The sequence below is a fragment of the Nocardia yamanashiensis NBRC 100130 genome (assembly GCF_001613325.1).
GTDB classification, from domain to species: Bacteria; Actinomycetota; Actinomycetes; order Mycobacteriales; family Mycobacteriaceae; genus Nocardia; species Nocardia yamanashiensis.
Genome location: NZ_BDCD01000063.1, coordinates 1 through 17,647 on the forward strand (window position 1 = coordinate 1; position 17,647 = coordinate 17,647).

At 69.1% G+C, this 17,647-nt stretch carries 13 protein-coding genes and 2 pseudogenes; 4 read left to right on the forward strand and 11 right to left on the reverse strand.

Going from position 1 to position 17,647, the window contains the following annotated elements:
• A pseudogene (locus NY1_RS43980) lies at window positions 1–180 on the forward strand (hypothetical protein); the annotation flags it as partial.
• Window positions 181–390: 210 nt separating this feature from the next.
• Here the strand turns inward: NY1_RS43980 and NY1_RS41350 are convergent.
• On the reverse strand, window positions 391–1,140 hold the full coding sequence (locus NY1_RS41350) for an SDR family oxidoreductase (protein WP_067723512.1): 750 nt from the start codon (window positions 1,138–1,140) through the stop codon (window positions 391–393).
• 245 nt (window positions 1,141–1,385) lie between these two features.
• Here NY1_RS41350 and NY1_RS41355 point away from each other — a divergent pair, with 245 nt between their 5' ends.
• Window positions 1,386–2,258 (forward strand): TIGR03619 family F420-dependent LLM class oxidoreductase, encoded by an 873-nt coding sequence (locus tag NY1_RS41355; protein WP_067723514.1) that lies wholly within the window; start codon window positions 1,386–1,388, stop codon window positions 2,256–2,258.
• Here the strand turns inward: NY1_RS41355 and NY1_RS41360 are convergent.
• The 3 genes from NY1_RS41360 to hisS form a co-directional block, all read right to left on the reverse strand.
• Window positions 2,255–3,259, reverse strand: a complete 1,005-nt coding sequence (locus NY1_RS41360) for a malate dehydrogenase (RefSeq protein ID WP_067723516.1) — start codon at window positions 3,257–3,259, stop codon at window positions 2,255–2,257. The two genes, NY1_RS41355 and NY1_RS41360, sit on opposite strands and share 4 nt — an antisense overlap.
• 218 nt (window positions 3,260–3,477) lie before the next feature.
• Window positions 3,478–4,125, reverse strand: a complete 648-nt coding sequence (locus tag NY1_RS41365) for a hypothetical protein (RefSeq protein ID WP_084536329.1) — start codon at window positions 4,123–4,125, stop codon at window positions 3,478–3,480.
• A gap of 214 nt (window positions 4,126–4,339) precedes the next feature.
• A complete protein-coding gene (gene hisS / locus NY1_RS41370; protein WP_067723518.1) occupies window positions 4,340–5,620 on the reverse strand; it encodes a histidine--tRNA ligase in 1,281 nt (426 codons plus the stop codon).
• 129 nt (window positions 5,621–5,749) lie between these two features.
• Between hisS and NY1_RS41375 the strand changes: the two genes are divergently transcribed.
• Window positions 5,750–6,634 carry a peptidylprolyl isomerase gene (locus NY1_RS41375; protein WP_067723520.1) on the forward strand — a complete coding sequence of 295 codons (885 nt, stop codon included), beginning with the start codon at window positions 5,750–5,752 and terminating at the stop codon, window positions 6,632–6,634.
• A gap of 407 nt (window positions 6,635–7,041) precedes the next feature.
• Window positions 7,042–7,602 (forward strand): hypothetical protein, encoded by a 561-nt coding sequence (locus NY1_RS41380; protein WP_067723522.1) that lies wholly within the window; start codon window positions 7,042–7,044, stop codon window positions 7,600–7,602.
• A 57-nt stretch (window positions 7,603–7,659) separates the two neighbouring features.
• Here NY1_RS41380 and NY1_RS41385 read toward each other — a convergent pair whose 3' ends face one another.
• The 7 genes and pseudogenes from NY1_RS41385 to NY1_RS44315 all read right to left on the reverse strand — a co-directional run.
• Window positions 7,660–8,046: a DUF4913 domain-containing protein gene (locus NY1_RS41385; RefSeq protein ID WP_233038943.1), complete on the reverse strand. Its 387-nt coding sequence runs from the start codon at window positions 8,044–8,046 to the stop codon at window positions 7,660–7,662.
• Window positions 8,043–9,905 (reverse strand): type IV secretory system conjugative DNA transfer family protein, encoded by a 1,863-nt coding sequence (locus tag NY1_RS41390; protein WP_067723523.1) that lies wholly within the window; start codon window positions 9,903–9,905, stop codon window positions 8,043–8,045. Before NY1_RS41390 ends, NY1_RS41385 begins: the two co-directional genes overlap by 4 nt.
• A 53-nt stretch (window positions 9,906–9,958) precedes the next feature.
• The gene (locus tag NY1_RS41395; protein ID WP_233434708.1) at window positions 9,959–10,519 is read right to left on the reverse strand and encodes a hypothetical protein; all 561 of its coding nucleotides are present in this window, start codon (window positions 10,517–10,519) and stop codon (window positions 9,959–9,961) included.
• Window positions 10,520–10,674: 155 nt separating this feature from the next.
• Window positions 10,675–10,983 carry a transposase gene (locus NY1_RS41400; RefSeq protein WP_067723525.1) on the reverse strand — a complete coding sequence of 103 codons (309 nt, stop codon included), beginning with the start codon at window positions 10,981–10,983 and terminating at the stop codon, window positions 10,675–10,677.
• Window positions 10,980–12,839, reverse strand: coding sequence for a putative type IV secretion/conjugal transfer ATPase (locus tag NY1_RS41405; RefSeq protein ID WP_233434709.1), 1,860 nt, complete (start codon window positions 12,837–12,839; stop codon window positions 10,980–10,982). The genes NY1_RS41400 and NY1_RS41405 overlap by 4 nt, the downstream gene beginning before the upstream one ends.
• Before the next feature lie 3,126 nt (window positions 12,840–15,965).
• Window positions 15,966–17,456 carry an SCO6880 family protein gene (locus NY1_RS41415; RefSeq protein ID WP_067723529.1) on the reverse strand — a complete coding sequence of 497 codons (1,491 nt, stop codon included), beginning with the start codon at window positions 17,454–17,456 and terminating at the stop codon, window positions 15,966–15,968.
• A pseudogene (locus tag NY1_RS44315) lies at window positions 17,453–17,647 on the reverse strand (hypothetical protein); the annotation flags it as partial. The pseudogene NY1_RS44315 and the gene NY1_RS41415, both read right to left, overlap by 4 nt.

Consider the following 17,647-nt stretch of genomic DNA (forward strand, 5'->3'; position numbering starts at 1 on the left):
GCCGCGGCGGGCGCGGGCCGCGGCGGCGGCTCCGACGCCGAACACTCGCGTTCGGTGCAGCCGTACCAGAACGTCTCGGGCGAAAGCGAACTCACCGGCAATCTCGGTGCGGCGGCCCCGGGCGTGATCGGCCAGGCCGACGAGGAATCCACCGGCGATTACGACGCCGGTCAAGCCTGAAGTCCCGCACCGCATCCCGGCCGCCCGCGAAAAGCGTTGTGCCCCGGAAAGAGTGATGCCGCGGCGGGTGGAGTAGCTGCTCCGCCGCCGCGGCATCGGGTGGGGTCGCTAGACGGATGTACACCCCGCGGGCTACCGACCACCGTTCGTGGGCCCGGTTGTGCCGGGCTCGCCGAATCTCTGTGTCTTCATTTGTAGCAAATGTTTCGGTCAGACGGCAGTCGGGCGGGCCTGGGCGTCGGTGCCGCCGTCGATGACGAACTGCGCGCCGTGGATGAAACCGGCCTGCGGGCCGAGCAGATACGTGATGAGCGCAGCGATTTCGGCCGGTTCGCCGTTGCGGCCGATCGGCGAGGTGAAGTTGCGGATGGCCTCGCCGTAGCGCGGATCGTCCAAACCGGCTCGCAGCAGCGGGGTATCGACCGAACCCGGGGCCACGGTGTTCAGGCGCACGCCCGCCGCGCCCCATTCGACGGCGCGCCGGCGGACCGCGACGGTGACGGCGTTCTTGGAGGCGGCGTAGGCGTAGGAGCCCGCGTAATCGCCCGCGGCGGCGAAGGCTTCGGCCTCGGTGCCCTGCGCGATCGGGTTCTCCTCCCACTTGATGTGGGTGGAGGCGACCGACGAAACCACCACGGCGGCCGGGTTTTCGCCCTTCCGCAGGGCGGGCAGCAGGGCATCGAGCAGGGCGACGGTGGCCCGGTAGTTGATCTCCACGACGAAGTTCGGGTCCGGCACCTGGGGGCCGACACCGGCGCACAGCACCAGGCCGTCGAGCACGCCGCCCGACTTCTCGAGGATCGCTTCGACGGCGGCCGCGCGCACGGCGGGGTCGGTGAGGTCGCCGGTCACGTCGGCATCGCGCAGATCGATGCCGATGATGTCGTGTCCCGCGGCGCGCAGGGCGGCGGCGGTGGCGGCACCGATACCGGAGGCGGAGCCCGTGATGGCAATCGTCATGAGGACATGGAACAAGATCCAGAATCGCGAAGCAACCCCCGGCCGGGCCGGTCTCGGCCACCGAGACGGTTACAACCGGGCAGTCTCGGTGTGCGGTACGACTGTCGGGGTAGCGCAGTGCATTCGCGGTCGTCACCGGCGGGATGCCGGGTTCCGCTGCCGGTCGGCGAGCCTCGGGTTAGCATCGACAACACAACTAGAATCTGTTCTAGTTTTCGCACTGCTCACTGTCGAGAGGACGATCGATGCGCTTCACCTACGCCGAGGCGATGACCAATCCGGACTATTACGTTCCGCTGGCGCAGGCTGCCGAGGCCGCCGGGTTCCACAGCATCACCATCGCCGACAGCATCGCCTATCCGGCCGAATCGGATTCCAAGTACCCGTACAACGGCGACGGCAATCGCGAATTCCTGGACGGCAAGCCGTTCATCGAGACCTTCGTGCTGTCGGCGGCCATCGCGGCGGCCACCACCACCCTGCGGCTGACCCCGTTCGTGCTCAAGCTGCCCATCCGCCCGCCGGTGCTGGTGGCCAAGCAGGCGAGTTCGCTTGCGCGCCTCAGCAACAACCGTTTCGCCCTCGGCGTGGGCATCAGCCCGTGGCCGGAGGACTTCCAGATCATGGGCGTGCCGTTCGAGCGGCGCGGCAAGCGCCTGGACGAGTGCATCGAGATCGTGCGCGGGCTCTCCACCGGCGAGTACTTCGAGTACCACGGCGAGTTCTACGACATCCCGAAGATCAAGATGACCCCGGCGCCGACCGAGCCGCTGCCCATCCTGATCGGCGGGCACAGCGATGCCGCGCTCAAGCGCGCGGTGCGGCTGTGCGACGGCTGGATGCACGCCGGCGGCAATGCCGACGATCTGGAGAAGTACCTGGCCCGGATCAACGAATTGCGCAGCGAGCGCGACAATCCGGGCGAGTTCGAGATCCACGCGGTGTCCCTGGACGCCTACACCCCGGACGGGGTGAAGCGCCTCGAGGACAAGGGCATCACCGACGCCATCGTCGGTTTCCGCAACTCCTACGCCAAGGAGCAGGACACCGAATCCCTCGAGGACAAGCTCACCAAGATCAAGTGGTACGGCGACAACGTGATCGCCAAGCTGAGCTAGACCTTCTTGGCGAAGCCGAGCTCGATCACCGCATCGCGCTCGGCCGCCAGCTCGGCCACGCTGAGATCGATACGCGCCCGGGAGAATTCGTCGATCTCGAGCTCCGGCACGATGGTGTACTCACCGTTCGCGCAGGTGACCGGGAACGAGCTGATGATGCCCTCGGGCACCCCGTAGGACCCGTCCGACGGCACCGCCATCGACACCCAGTCCCCCGGCGCGGTGCCGAGCACCCAGTCGTGAATGTGGTCGATGGCCGCGCTCGCCGCACTGGCCGCCGAGGACGCGCCGCGCGCCTTGATGATGGCGGTGCCGCGCTGCTGCACGGTCGGAATGAAATCGTCTGTCAGCCAAGCGCGATCGCCGGTCAGCTCCAGCGCGGGCTTGCCGGCCACGGTCGCGTGGAAGATGTCGGGGTACTGCGTCGCGGAGTGATTGCCCCAGATCGCGATCCGGTGGATATCGGCCGCCGCGGCCCCGGTCCGCTTGGCCAGCTGCGCGATCGCCCGATTGTGGTCGAGCCGGGTCAGCGCCGTGAAGCGCGCGGCGGGCACGTCGGGCGCATTGCTCATGGCGATGTAGGCGTTGGTGTTCGCCGGATTGCCCACCACGAGCACCTTGACGTCGTCGGCGGCATTGGCGTTGATGGCCGCGCCCTGATCGGTGAAGATCGGCCCGTTGGCGGCCAGCAGGTCCGCGCGTTCCATCCCCGCCGTCCGCGGCCGCGCGCCGACCAGCAGCGCGATATTCGCCCCGTCGAACCCCACCCACGGATCATCGGCGATATCGATCCCCGCCAGCAGCGGGAACGCCCCGTCCTCGAGCTCCATGGCGACACCTTCGAGCGAGGACACCGCGGCCGGGATCTCCAGCAGCCGCAGTTTGACCGGGGTATCGGGTCCGAGCAGCGCCCCGGACGCGATCCGGAACAGCAATCCGTAGGCGATCTGTCCTGCTCCACCGGTCACGGTGACGGTCACGGGACGAGCGGCACTGCTCACGTCGAACTCCTCGCATAGGCGTGGTCGAACACTCCGTAAACCACCCTAACGACCGCTCACCGCCGCTTCCCAGCCGTCGTGAGCAACGAGACACTCGATCGGCCCCGCGCATCTTCAGGCTCTCCTGGCAACGTCACGCGCCCGGCGTGAACAGCCGCCCAGCTCGGGGGCTCCCGCCCGGACCGCCCGCGGCGGGCCCATCCGGCCGAATTCGACTGTTATCGAACGAGCTCCGCGATGTCGGTATCGCTGAGCACGACCGAGGAGACCGCATCGCGAGACCGCACCAACCGCGCGGCCCGATACAACGGCCGTTCCTCCGCGACCGCGTCGCGCGCTTCGGCGCGCAATTGCCGGACCAGCAGCTCGGAGACGGCCAGGGCCGAGACCAGTGCGCAGGACGACAAGGCGTCGGCGAGTTTGCGCAGTCCGAGGATGTGCAGTTCGCGCCCGCTGCCGGAGTCGGTGTACATGGCCAGGGGAACGATGCGGGTGTCAGGTCCCGCCGTGGCGCGCAGGACCACCCGGCTGAGCCGTCCCGGATAGACCAGGATCTCGACCCCGGTGGCCGCGGCCAGATCGAGGCGATGTTCGCCGGTCCAGGTGCGGGCACGAATCTCGGTGCCCGCCAGCCGGATTCGCCGCCGTTGCACCGCCACCGCGTACAGCGCGGTCGGTGCGCCGAGTACGATGCCCGCCGCGACCGCCACCGGCCAGCTGACCAGCAGCGCCAGCAGCAGCCCCACCCCGATGCCGACGCCCAGCGCGGCCAGCGCCAGCCGCCGCAGCGCGGGCGCGTACATCTCGGGAGCGATCAGATCGAGCCCGACCTCGGCGGCGGGCTCGGATTTGCCTTGTTCAGTCACGGCCACACATTCGTCCAGGTCGGGGTGGGTGCACGTCCAGTGTGAGCCACCGGCCCACACACCGCCCGGCACGCTACCAGGATCCCGTGGCCCACATCGGACTTCGCCGGGTGCGCGGGCCTGCCCGCGCACGCCCGCGCACGCCGCGAGGCGAGGTGGAGGCGCGGCCGGGCGGCCGGGCATCACCTCGACTCGGGTTCGAACCTGTTGTGCGTCAGCCCTTTTCGGTTGCCATGGCCGCGGCGACCGCGGCGACGATGCCGTCCAGGGGCAGCTGGCGCTGTTCGCCGTTGCTAAGGTCCTTGAGGCCGATCTCGCCGTCGGCCACTTCGCGGTCGCCGAGCACCAGGGCGAAGCGCGCACCGGACTTGTCGGCCGCCTTCATCGCGCCCTTCATGCCCCGCCCGCCGTAGGCCAGGTCGGTGCGGATGCCCGCCGCGCGCAGTTCGGCGGAGATGGCGACCAGGCGCTGCTTGGCGACATCGCCGAGCGGCACGCCGAACACGTCGACGCGGGTGCCGTCGGTGGCGGACTTGCCTTCGGCCTCGAGGGCCAGCACGGTGCGGTCCACGCCGATGCCGAAACCGATGCCGGACAACGGCTGCCCGCCGAGTTCGGCCATCAGCCCGTCGTAGCGACCGCCGCCGCCGATGCCGGACTGCGCGCCCAGACCGTCGTGCACGAATTCGAAGGTCGTCTTGGTGTAGTAGTCCAGGCCGCGCACCATGCGCGGGTTCACCACATACGGCACGCCGAGCGCGTCCAGGTAGCCCAGCACCAGATCGAAGTGCGCCTTGGCCGACTCGGACAGGTGATCGATCATGAGCGGCGCGCCGGCGGTCATCTCCTTGACCTCGGGACGCTTGTCGTCGAGCACGCGCAGCGGGTTGATCTCCGCGCGGCGGCGGGTCTCCTCGTCCAGGGGAAGCTTGAACAGGAAGTCCTGCAACAGTTCTCGATACTGCGGCCGGCAGGTCTCGTCGCCGAGCGAGGTGATCTCCAGGCGGAAACCGTCCAGTCCGAGCGAGCGGAACCCGGCGTCGGCGATGGCGATCACCTCGGCGTCCAGCGCCGGATCATCGATGCCGATGGCCTCCACGCCGACCTGCTGCAGCTGCCGGTAGCGGCCCTTCTGCGGGCGCTCGTAGCGGAAGAAGGGCCCGGCGTAGCAGAGCTTGACGGGCAGCTGCCCGCGGTCGAGCCCGTGCTGGATGACCGCCCGCATCACCCCGGCCGTGCCCTCGGGCCGCAGCGTGAAGCTCTCCCCATTGCGGTCCGCGAAGGTCCACATCTCCTTGGAGACCACGTCGGTGGACTCGCCCACACCGCGCGCGAACAGCGCGGTCTCTTCGAAAACCGGCAGCTCGACATGCCCGTAACCGGCCAGACGGGCGGTCTGTACGAGCGCGTCGCGCACGGCGACGAACTCGGCGGAGGTCGGCGGAAGATAGTCCGGGACACCTCTCGGGGCGCTGAAGCTGCTGGTCTTGGTCACGATGAACCAGTTTCCACGATGCCCGCCCCGCAAGTCCAACCGGTATTGACACCCCGGTTATAAGGCAACGTCTCAGGAAGTGATGGCACACTCTTACCCCGGAAGCAACCGATACGGAGGGAATGGCTAGTGCCGAGCAATGAACAGCGACGCGCTGCGGCGAAACGGAAGCTGGAGCGTCAACTGGCCAACCGGGCCCAGCGGGCGCGCAAGCGTAAGCAACTCACCATCGCCGCGTCCACACTGGGCGTCGTGGTCGCCGTAGCGGCCGGTGTCGGCATCTACTTCTGGGCGAAGAGCGACGACAACTCGACGACGGCGGCCAAGGACACCCCCGAGGCCTCGCTGGCCTCCGCCCCGCCCCAGGCCAAGGCCAAGCCCGCGGCGGTGAACTGCGGTTACCGCGACTCCCAGCAGCCCGCGGACCGGCCGGTCGCCAAGCCGAACGGCGAGAACGTCTCGACCACCGCGCAGCCGCAGCACGTCACCCTGCAGACCAGCCAGGGCGCCATCGGCCTGACCATGGACGCAGCCGCGTCGCCGTGCACGGTGAACAGCTTCGAGACGCTCGCCAAGGAGAAGTTCTTCGACGGCACCACCTGCCATCGCCTGACCACCGGCGAGGGCCTGAAGGTGCTGCAGTGCGGTGACCCGACGGGCACCGGAAACGGCGGTCCCGGTTACGAATTCGACAACGAGTACCCGACCGACCAGTACTCGGCGCAGGATCCGGCCATGCAGACCCCGGTCGCCTACAAGCGCGGCGTGATCGCCATGGCGAACGCCAACTACGGCGTCGGCTCCACCGGCATCGACGGCAAGGGCACCAACGGCAGCCAGTTCTTCCTGGTCTACGGCGATTCCCAATTGCCGCCGCAGTACACCATCTTCGGCACCATCGACGATGCCGGCCTGGCCACCCTCGACAAGGTGGCGGGCCAGGGCGCGCGGGGCGGCGCGCCGGACGGCTCGCCGAACGCGGTGGTGAACATCGAGTCGGTCGGAATCAACTGAGCGGTACGGTTTTTCGGGCCCGGCGCATCGGTTGCGCCGGGCCCGTTCCTTTTCCGACGGACGCTTGTCCAGACCGCCCGTGAACGTCCGGTGTAAGGCTTTCCTAACCAAAGAAAATCCGAAGTTTTCGACCCCATGCCGGAATTGTGCGATATATGCTGGATCGCGACGCGCGCGTACGGCGGTATCCGAGTTTTCGCTGGTAACCTCGTAGAACGGAGTACGAAGCGGCGTAGTAAAGCCCAACGGGTGACCCCCACCGGGCCCGCTCAGACGCCTCCACTACTCCCGGTGTCCACGTTTGCAGGCGGGACAGGGCTATCCGAACCACCGTTCGCATAGCGATGTTCACGACGAAGCACCACAATCATCCATAGTGATCACTGCAGCACATCGGGGAGCAGGCAATGGCCGAGGATATCGATGACATCGGCCGCGAAACCGCGGCGATGATGAGGCAGATGTTGCAGCTCGCGACACTTGTCGCGCTGCGCACCCGGGAACGTGGCCAGAAGGAAGCGGAAGCCCGCGTCAAGGTCACCGAGACCCGGCAGAAAGAGGCTCGCGAGCGTCAGCTGCGCGAGGCCGCGGATGCCAAGGCCAAGGATCCGCGCAATCTCGAGCTCACGCGCATTCTCGAAAAGCCGCCTCTCGAAAAGGGTCTGTCGCTCGAGAAGGACAAGTTCGCCGCGCAAGCCGAGGCCGGACGCATGGCGGCCACCCAGGCCGCGATCAACAAGTCACTCGTACGCTACGACTCGGTGGAGCGCCGGGCCGCACTGGCCCAGCATCTTTCGCGGATGGGCATCTCCCCCGAACTCGCCGCCGTGCGAATGCTGTTGGAAGTCGGGCAGGCGCAGTCGGCGCAGGACGCGGTACGAGCTCGCGAACAGGAAGCGGCGGTCGCCCAGCGGCGCGCGCGTGAAATGGAAGCCCGTGCGCGCGAACGGGTTCGCACCCCGAACTGAAAAGAAACTGCCCGCGAGCGCCGGCTCGCGGGCAGAGATCTTTCTCCACCACCGCACTCAGATGCGGAAGTCCCCCACCGTGGGATCGCTGAAGAGTCCTTGCTGCGGCGACTTCAGCGGCAACGGGGTCAGCATATCCTTGTGCCCGTTACGGACCGAGCAGTATTTGAACGGCCCCTTCGGATCGAAGAGCTTCGCCATGTGCGGGTCGGCGTGATCCAAAAACCAAACGGACAGGCCGGTTTTGCCGTCCAGGCGGTAGTGCTCCCACGCCCGCCACATGGCATCGAGCCGCGCAACCGCCTCGGCATGCTTCCACCACTCGGGGCACCACACGGTATCGCTGATGTCGGTCACCTGCCGCCGGTACACCAGGCTCAGGTAGTTCTCCACGAACTCGACCACGCTCGCGTAGACCATGGGTTGTTGCTGCTGCTCGTTCACAGCGGCCGGACCTCCTCGATTGTCGCGGCAACTTGCGCCGGTTCGGCCTGGATCAGCGCCTGCCGTTCATTGAGGAGATCGACGAACTCCGTCTTCTGACGCGGCGACGGATCATGGTTGATGATCGACTGTTTCACTTCTTCGGCGTATTCGCCCTCCCACCACGGCACGGTGCGGATCAGCACCGCGGGCGCGCCGGAGGAGAACAGAATGGCGCGACCGTGCGGGAGCGTCGCCAGGCCGTGCAGGTTGAAGGTCTTGGACGAGCCGAGCGAACGCGAATAGCTCTTGCCGCCCTTGGATTCCGACACCGACGAGGAGATGCTCTCGTACTCTCCGATGGCCTCGGCACGCTCCTGCAGGAACTTGGCCTCGTCCACGCCGGGACCCAGCACCTTGATATTGGCCGCGCCCCAGAGCGCGTCCATCCCGTCCATACCCCAGCAGCGCGCGCCCTGCGCCCAGGACTGCAGCACCGTCATGACCACGATGCCGCGCGAGCCGAAGTGACTGTACTGCTTGGGCAGATCCTTCCAGCGCACCACGTTCGCGGCCTCGTCCAGCACCGCGAGCAGCGGAATCGCCAGGCGCCCACCGGGTGAGCGGGACGCCTTGCGCATGGCCACCTCGACCACCGCCTCGGTGAGCGCGCTCACCAGCGGCGAGGCCGAACCGCGGCCCTCCAGGGACAGGCTGTACAAAGTGCCGTTGCGCTCGATGAATTCGAGTTCGTCGAGCGGTTTGCGATTGCTGCCCGGCGTGATCCACGGATGGATATTGGACATCTTCAGGCAGCGCACCATGGCCTTGGCGGTGCCGAAGATACCGCTGCGGGTGCGTTCGTCGAGGTTGTACTGCTGCGCGAGACCCGGTGCCATGTAATGCATTCCGGCCTGCCGCAGCAATTCCACCGGCTCGGTGTCCTGCCAGTTGTTGACCCACTCCCAGACCTGGGTGATGGGCCGCCCGCCCGCCGCGGCGGCCAGGAACAAACCGGCCAGCAGGTCCTCGGCTTCGGGATCGAAGTAGCTGTCGCTGCCCGGGCCGGAGCCGCCGGGACCGTCCTCGGCATCGGAGAAGTGACCGGCCAGTTTCATCGCGCGCAGCTCGTAGCCGGGGCGATGCGGGTCGATCCAGGCCATCGGATCCCAGTACCAGCCGGGTTCCTCCTGCTGGATCAGGTCGTGCGAGTCCACGGCCACGCCCTGCGGGTCGAAGACGAAGATGGGACTGCCCTTCTTGGCCCGCACGTCCCGGGTGGCGTCGACGACGTCACGCTTGTTGGAGGTGACGATCACCGGGCCGATGGCCGAGAGCACCGCCGGGATCACCCGCGAGGTGGTCTTGCCCTGCCGGGGACCCCAGATATCGATCTGCAGGTCCTCGTAGGAGCCGTAGAGCATATTGCCGTCGGCCACCGAGATGCCGATCGGTACGCCCGGATTGTCGTCACGGCCCAGCCGCATGCCCAGATCCTTGGCCTTCTGGCGCACGCCCTCCTCGGTCAGCGCCTTGATCGCGCCGCCGGAGCCCATGTAGTCGGCCTTGTCGTCGACCGGTAGTCGCCCCTTGGACTTGCGCGCGGCCTGCTTCTTCTTGACCACCCGCCAGGTCACGGCGGCCAGGATCACCAGCACCACGATGACGGTGGAGGCCATCGGCCAGTGCAGTTTGCCCTTGGCGAGATCCACGCCGATGGCGATCGGGTTGATCGGGAACTTCTGGCGCGGAGTCGACAACAGGTTGCCCACTTGCAGGGCGAACCACAGGGTTCCGAAAATCGCGAAACCCGCGTAGATCATGTGGAGTTGGGTGTCGGGACCGGGATCAGCCGGATCCGTCACCTTCTTCTTCGCCATCTCTAGCCTCCTGGGATGACCTGTGTGTCAGTGCCGCTCGGTGTCATTGCCACTCAACGGAATTCGTCCAGCAGCCAGCCGCCGGTGGTGGTGCGTACGACGGTGGCGACGACCGTGGCCGGCGGCAGGGTTTCGCGCCGTCCGTCGGGGTATACGACCGTCTGCTCGATACCGATCTTGTACTGCTGGCGGTTCGGATCCGCGCCGGCCGGCGCTTTCTCCCCGGACGCGAACGCGAAAGCCTCGATGTGTGCGCCCGCTTTGCTCCAATTGGACCACTGCAGGGTGGGCTTCGGCGTTTCCGCGCCGGTGGGTGGTGTATCCAGTGTACGGATCAGTGTGGGACCCAGCCATTTCCGCGCCCGCGCCAGCGACGAGCTCTGGGTTTCGGTGGCCGGATTCCAGGTGTAGATCTCGCGCAGGGCCGCCACCGCCACGCCTTCGGCGGAGGCCGGATCGGGCGCGGGGGCATTCTCCAGCAACCGGGTGGTGGTCGGAACATCCTGCCCGCCACCCGATTTCGAAGACGGCGAATCGCTGCCACCGCCACCGCACGCGGTGATCAGTACCGCGAGGGTCACCACCAGCATCACCACCAGGTTCGTGCGTTGCACCGCCGGATTCACTCCGCCCGGCACGCGCCGTCGCTCCGGTCCCGAATGCTCCGGGCGCGCGGCCGGACCACCCTTCCAGGCTAGTCGTCCGGACCGACACCCGGGCCATACCAGCGGGTTTCCCCCGTCGGCGTGTCCGTTTCGATCGGGTCGGGTCATGTGCCGCGACTGGCTTCGTTGATGGTTTCCACCAGGCTGCGGTTCATTTCCGCGGCGGCCGCGAGCTGCTGTTGCAGCAGGGCCACCTTGCGGCGCAAGGCGATCGCGTCCATGCGTTCCAGGCCGGGGCTCTCGGCGGCGCGGACCCAGTTGCGCACCGAATTGGTGTGCACGCCGATCTGGTCGGCGACCACCCGGCATGCCTCCGATTCCGAGCGGAGTTTCCCGGTCAGCGCGATCACCTGTTCGACCGCGGCCTGCCGGACCTCCGGCGAGACTCTTCGGTAGGACCGATGCGGCATCATGCGCCACTCCCCTCGTCCGCGCCGTCGCCGGCGTACTCCGGTTCGCCGGTACCGCCGAATTCGCTGAAACGCGAGTTGGTGTCGTGGATTCCGCTCTCCTTCTCCGAGAGCGTGAACTCCATGTGGAACGGGATGCCCGGGCGGCGATCCTCACCGATCTTGAGCAGGAATTTGCCGGTGCCCGGAGCGGGCGGGCGGGTCTGGCCGGGTTTGAGCGCTTCACCGGTGAGCGCCTGCGGCGCGGACCAGCTGGTCACCATATCCTCCTCGGCGCTGGTGAAGGGAACCGTGGAATCCAAGCGGGAGATCTCCTCGGCCGGGAGCGCGCCGAAGATCTTGGCGCGGGCGCGTTCCAGGAAGCCGAGCGCCTTGGCGATGGCGGCTTCGCTGCCCAGGGCCTGGAGGTCCTTGATGGTGTGGCTGATCATGATGAGCGCGGTGCCGATACCGCGCTGCAGACGGGTGAGTTCGTCCACGCGATCGACCATGAAGTCGCCGAGGCCGAGCACCTGCCACAGCTCGTCCATCACCACCTGGAAGTAGCGTTGCGGGCCGAGTTCGGCGTCGGCGAGCACGTGCGCGGCTTCCACCGAGGCGAAACCGTCGGCCCAGCAGGCCAGCATGACGGCGGCCTTGAGTTTCTTGTCGCCGTTCGGGATGTGCGAGACGTCGATGCAGACCGCGGTCGAGTTGGTGTCGATGGGAGTCGTGGTGTGGCCGTTGAAGATCGCGCCGAACGGGCCCTGGGTGAGGGCGCGCAGCGAGCGGCGCAGACCCTTGATGGCGTTCTGGTATTCGTCCGGGTTGTCGGCGCCGGCGTCGAGCTGCAGTTCGTCGCCGCCCGCCACGATGACCTCCAGGAGGTCTTCCAGGATGGGCGGGTGTTCCGGGGTGAACCGGCTGCCGTCCCGGTAGAGGATGCGCAGGCCGGTCGAGACCAGGGTTTCCTCGAAGTCGCGCACGCGCGCCCCGCGCACCAGTTCCACCAGGCCGGCGACCAGGGTCACCTGCCGGGCGCGCAGTTCCTGCATGACCTGGGTGCGCAGTTCCGGGTGGTCGCCGAGCAGCGGGACGATGGAGCCGAGCACGCCGGCAGCCAGCGGATTCAGTTTGCCGTAGCCGTAACCCAGGTCGATGACCTGGCCGCCGACCAGCTCCACCAGTTTGCGGTAGTCGGGTTTGACGTCGGCCAGCACCAGCGGGGTGATCCCTTGCGCCACGCCGCCGAGCACGATGCGGCGCACCAGCGAGGATTTGCCGAAACCGTTGAGGCCCAGGACGAAAAGGCTCGGTGCGGTGATGAAGCTGCCGCGCATGAACCAGTTCATCGGGTCGAAGCACACCGGCGCGCCCGTATGCAGGTGCGAGCCCAGCGGCGTACCGATCAGCGGCGCACCGGCGCCCACCGACCAGGGCCACAGTCCGGCCACCTGAGCGGTGGTGGCCCGGTACTCCACCGGCCGCCCCACCACGTTCATCCGTCCGCCGCCGGCCCCCGTGTACCCGCGATCGGTGAGTTGCGCTGTGGTCCGGTCGAATTCGTCGAAGCTGCCGTACTCGAGCCGCTCGGCCCGCGCCGCGAAGTTCCGGCGCCGCAAGTCGTCGGTATGAATCCGGAAAGTAGCCCAAGCCGCCTTGAGCCCGCTCCCCTCCCGCGCCGTGACCTCCAGCTTCGCCCGCGTAGCGTCGTCCAGCAGCTTCGGCCCCGACTGCTTCTTGCGCTCGGCCTTCCGCCGCGCCGCGGCTTTCTGAGCCGCCGCTTTCTTCGCCGCCCGATCCTCGGCTACCTGCTCCTTCGCGATCCGAGCCTGCTCCCCCTTGCTCTTTCGCCCCCCGCCCCGCCCGCGCTCGTCCACACGCCGAGCCCGTTCCTCCGCGCCGCTCCGTTCGCCGCGCCCGCCCCGGCCCCGCCCGGCCTCACTCGTCTCCTCCTCGGTCCGAGACCGCCGAGTCCGCCCCGGCGCAGCGCGCACCCCCAAATGCACCGGATCGGCATCCGTCGGCCGCCCACGCCCGGTTCCCCTGCCCCGCTGCCCATCTCCGCCGACCTCCCCCTCGACGCCACCGATCCGCTCCCCCCGCCCACGCACGCCATGCTCCCCCGGCGTCCGCCCTTCCGACTGATAATCCGCCCGCCGAGCCCGGCCCTCGCCGTCCCCACGCCGAGTCCCCCGCCCACCCTGTTCATCACGCCGCCGCTCCCGCCCCGCCTCGCCCTCACGCCCGGCAGCCGCATCGCCACCGCGCCCGCCACGAGCAGAAGCCCCACCCGCACCAAATCCGTCGCGAACAGAGGCTCCACCGGCACCGCGTCCATCGCGAACAGAAGCCCCGTCCGCACCGCGTCCATCGCGATTCACCGCACCGGTCCGCGAACCCACTTCTTCACTCCGCCGCCCGCGTATCCCACGGTCATCCACCCGTCGCGACCGGTCGGTCCCGGAAGCCGCGCCGTCCCCCCTCCCAGCCGCCGGCTCCGTACGCCGCACGCGATCCCCCGGCTCGTCCCGTCGCCCACGCACCCCCGATTCCCCACCGCGCGTAGCGATTTCACCCGGCGCGGTCCGCCGCGCGAGCTCACGCCCACCACGGCCCTCCACACCGATTTCACCGCCATCATCCGAACGCGCCCGATCCCGCCCGGCCCGCCGCTCACCACTCTCGGCAGTCCCGACCCGACGCCGTTCCGCCCCGGCGCCTTCCGACTCACGCCCGGCCGTCACAGCATCCGACCCACGCCCTAGCTCCCGGTCCATCCGATCCCCCTCGGCCAGTTCCGACCCGCGCGAAGTCCCGTCACCACCAGACTCCACACGGCGCGCGAGTCCGCGCTCCGATTCACCCGCACCGACCACACCCACCCGGCCGGCCACTTCCGAACCCCGCTCGAGCACCTCACCATCTCGCGCAGCATCTGCCCGGACACCGGGCTCGCGCTCCGCAACAGCCGAATCCGGCACAGACACATCGGATTCCGACGTATCCCCCGGCCCCTGCGATACCCGGTGGTCCGCAATGTCACCACCGGCCTGCTGCTCGCCAAGATCCCGAGCAGCCTGCACCGACGCATCCGGCGATCCCGACTCGGCGCGCTGCCCCGAATCCTTACCCGCCACCACCGAAGCCGACCGGTCGTCACTCGACGCGACAGGCTGAACCCCGGACTCGGGTGCACCGACAGTGACCTCCGCTGCGCCTTCCTCCGATCCGTCCTGGTGCAACCCAGCCTCAGTCGCCGAATCAACCAGCGCCGCCAGCGCTTCGGCCGCCACACTCATCGACCGCGATGCCCGCTCGGCCTCGGCACCCGACAGCGAATCCTCGTCCGCGCCCCCGGAACCCGGACGCCGCGTCTGCGCCTGATCCCCGGAAGTATTTCCATTACCCACCGGGCTCACGCTGGCCGACCGCGCCTGTCCCGCTCCCGGGGTAGCCGAATTCCGCAGCGGCACCGACCCATCCGACGATCCCGCAGCGTCATCCGCGGCCGCGTCCGGGATGCGAGACCGTCCGGACGACCGGGCCGACTCCACGGTGGACGTTGCGTCACCGTGCACAGCCGCTTGTGCCTCGGCAGCGTGCGCCCGCTGGGGCATGCGGCGGGCCTGATCTCGATGTGGCGCTGGGGCGTCCGGCAAATCCGTAACGCTGCCGGAAGGGCCTTCAGCCGCAGAATCCGATGAGTCGAACTGGCCGGGCGGGCGTGTCGGCGCCGCAGTCTCCGCCGCAGCGGCGTTCCGGATCGGTCCGGCCGCCGGGTCGCGGGGGTCGTCACCCGGTCCGGCGGATGGCCGACGGGTGGCAATCGGCTCCGAGGAGTTGCGCCCTCCGCCCAGTGGCTGTGCGGTTCCAGCAGTATCGTGCCCGGATGAATCCGGGATGCGGGACCGGCTGGACGACTGAGCCGGCTCCACGGTGGACGTTGCGTCACCGTGCCCGGCCGCGCGCGCTTGTTCGGGCGTGCGGCGGGCCGGATCTCGATGTGGCGCTGGGGTGTAGGGCAGATCCGTGACGTTGCCGGAAGTGCCCTCGGGCTCCGCCGAGTCCGGTGTTCCGAAGCGCGCGGGCTGGCGTGCCGCTGCATCCGACGAGGGGCGCGGCGCGAATTTATCGGGCGGGGTGTCGGTTTCCGGGTGGCCTACTGCTGCTGAGCGGGCGCGTTCGGAGCGGCGGGCGGCTTCTACGGAGCGTTCGCGGAGGGAGCCGGGGCCGTCTACCGGGGACGTGCCGCGCCGGATCGGTGGGGGCGGGGTGTCTTCGGGAGTTGGGTCGGGGAGGATCGGGGGGAGGGAGGGCAGGGTGGGGCGGCGGGCCGGGCGGGAGAGCGCGGTCGGGTCCGATTGAGCTGGGGGCGCTTCCGATTGGGCGCGGGTCCGCTCGTAAGGGTGTGCGGGCTCGGGGCGGGGCGTGCGCTGTACGGCACCTGTGCCGGGCCGCTGCCGGGCGCGGTCGGGCGAGCCGCCGGAGACGCGCTGGGCGGGCCCGGGTTCGTCCGCGGTGTCGGTGGGTGCGCCGTGGTTGTGGCGGGCGCAGTCGTCGCCGGGGGTGCAGGGGCCGCGGTCACCGGACGGTGGACGCGAATCGGTGTCGTCGGCAGCGATTCTCGCCGTGCGGGCGGCATCGCCGGCAGCGGTTTTCGCCGCGCCGACGGCATCGGTGGCAGCGGTTTTGGCCGCGCTGACAGCCTCCGGGGCAGCGGTTTTGGCCGCGCCGGCGGCTTCCTGGGCAGCGGGCTCCGCGGGGTCCGGCTCCGGTTCGGGGAGGGGGTCGCGGCGGAGCATGCGGCGGTCGGGGAGGGTGCCTTTGCGGGGGCGGTGTTCGTCGCGGACCAGGCGGGAGGGGGCCGGGCGGTCGGGTTCGGGGTCGCCGGGGAACCGGTCGACGGGCTCGATCGGGGGGATGTCGCGGCGGGCGCTGCGGCGGGCCGGCGGGGCCGAATCGCGTTCGCGCACCGGGGGTTCGGGGTCACGTGGCATGGCGGATCACCCTGCGAGGGCTTTCGGGATGGTGGCGTGTTCGGGGAGGATGACGCCGCAGCCGAGGGAGGCGGCGAAGGCCGCGCCCTGGTAGCGGTAGCAGCGGCGGATCTTCAGGCGGGCCTGGGTGGACAGGTCGCGGGTGATGGCCTCGATGCGCGGCAGGTCACCGCGCAACGGCTCGGTGATGGTCACCAGGGCGCCGAAACGGGTGACGCCGTGACCACGCGCCTGTTCCTCACGGGCCTGCTGGGTGGCGCCGACCCGGAGCGTCGCCGCCGCGGACACCACGCCGCGCTCGGATTGCTGTGCCACCAAAGCGTTCTTGTAGTCGTCGTCCACGATCTGCGCGGCGTCACCGGCCGAATGCGGCCGGTAGACGATGGCGATGCGCTTGCGCGGCACTTCGGGATTCGGCGCCAGCAGACGCTGCAACACGCGCTCGTCCACCGCGCCCTCGGGAGCGGTATCCATCTCCCAGGTCACCGACCGGCCACCGTCGTGAATGAAGTGGTCCCAGCGCTCCTCGTGCGAAACCGGCCCCGCGTCAGCCCAATCCAGCCCGTGCCCGCCGGGCTCCCCCGCCGCGACCTCGAGATCGGCCTGCGCCGCCGGATCGTAACTGCGGCGAATGAACGAGATCACGTCCTCGGCCGACATCGGCTGGCACCGCACACCGGCTTCGGCGAGAGCGGCGCAGATGCCCGGCAACCGGCGCCCGATCTCGACCGCTTCCTCGGCGGGATTCTTACGCCGCTCGGCCGTGGTCGCCTTGAACGTGATGGCCACCCGCGGCAGCAATTGCACCCGCTCCTGCGGCAATTCGGTGGCCAGCTCGTACATGACCTGCTGCGCCAGATCCGGCGCTTCCGGCCGGGTGATGGTGGCGACCTCGGTGAGCAACCGGTTGCCGGTCTCGGGCACGGTGTCGATGACCGGCACCACGGCCACGATGTCGGAGGTCTGCCCCAGCGAGGCCAGGAAGTTGCCCCACGCCCCGACCCAGCGATCGATGACCGGCTGGTCGACGGCCTCGTGCCCCTGCGGCCAGGCCCGCAAAACCACGGTGTACTGCCCGAATTGGGGCAGATGGATCATGCCGAACTGATACCCGCCGGCATCCACGCCTTCGTACAGGCGCGACGGCGCCATCAATCCGGGCAGCCGCGTGACGCCGCCGGGAATCCGGGAGAACCGCCCGCCTCGATAGACGTGCTCGCCCTTGTTCCGTCCGCGCAACCAATGGAACATCATCAATCCCGTCTCGTAGCCGGAGCGTCCCCCGGTCCGCCACACCAGTGGAACCATCACGACCAGACCGAAGCCCGCGACGAACAGGGCCGGTTTCGGCCCCGCCACCAGCGCCGTGAGCAGCGCGGTGATCACCACCGCGAACCCGACCACGGTCTCACCCCAGCGCAGGCCGAAAAGTCCTGCGCTGCGGGGCTTCTGCCACAGGCCGTACGAGCGCCGCTCGTAGGTGTCGGTCATGGTCATCGCGGGATGGTGCTCCTACCGAGGTCGGGTGAACGGTTGGCCCAGCGGTCTCCGGCGATATCGCCCATGCGTTCGTCGGCGCGGTTCAGGCTCGCGGTCGCGGCCCGGACCTGTGCGACGCGATTCGCCGCGCGCGCCGCGCCCGACGGTACTGCGCCGCCTCCGCCGCCGGAGGGATTCCCGGCGGGTGT

Excerpts from the sequence above, each read along its gene's own strand:
- NY1_RS41350 (WP_067723512.1), bottom strand. The coding sequence starts at position 1,140 with ATGACGATTGCCATCACGGGCTCCGCCTCCGGTATCGGTGCCGCCACC.
- NY1_RS41380 (WP_067723522.1), top strand. The coding sequence starts at position 7,042 with ATGGCCGAGGATATCGATGACATCGGCCGCGAAACCGCGGCGATGATG.
- NY1_RS41400 (WP_067723525.1), bottom strand. The coding sequence starts at position 10,983 with ATGATGCCGCATCGGTCCTACCGAAGAGTCTCGCCGGAGGTCCGGCAG.
- NY1_RS41390 (WP_067723523.1), bottom strand. The coding sequence starts at position 9,905 with ATGGCGAAGAAGAAGGTGACGGATCCGGCTGATCCCGGTCCCGACACC.
- NY1_RS41355 (WP_067723514.1), top strand. The coding sequence starts at position 1,386 with ATGCGCTTCACCTACGCCGAGGCGATGACCAATCCGGACTATTACGTT.
- NY1_RS41415 (WP_067723529.1), bottom strand. The coding sequence starts at position 17,456 with ATGACCATGACCGACACCTACGAGCGGCGCTCGTACGGCCTGTGGCAG.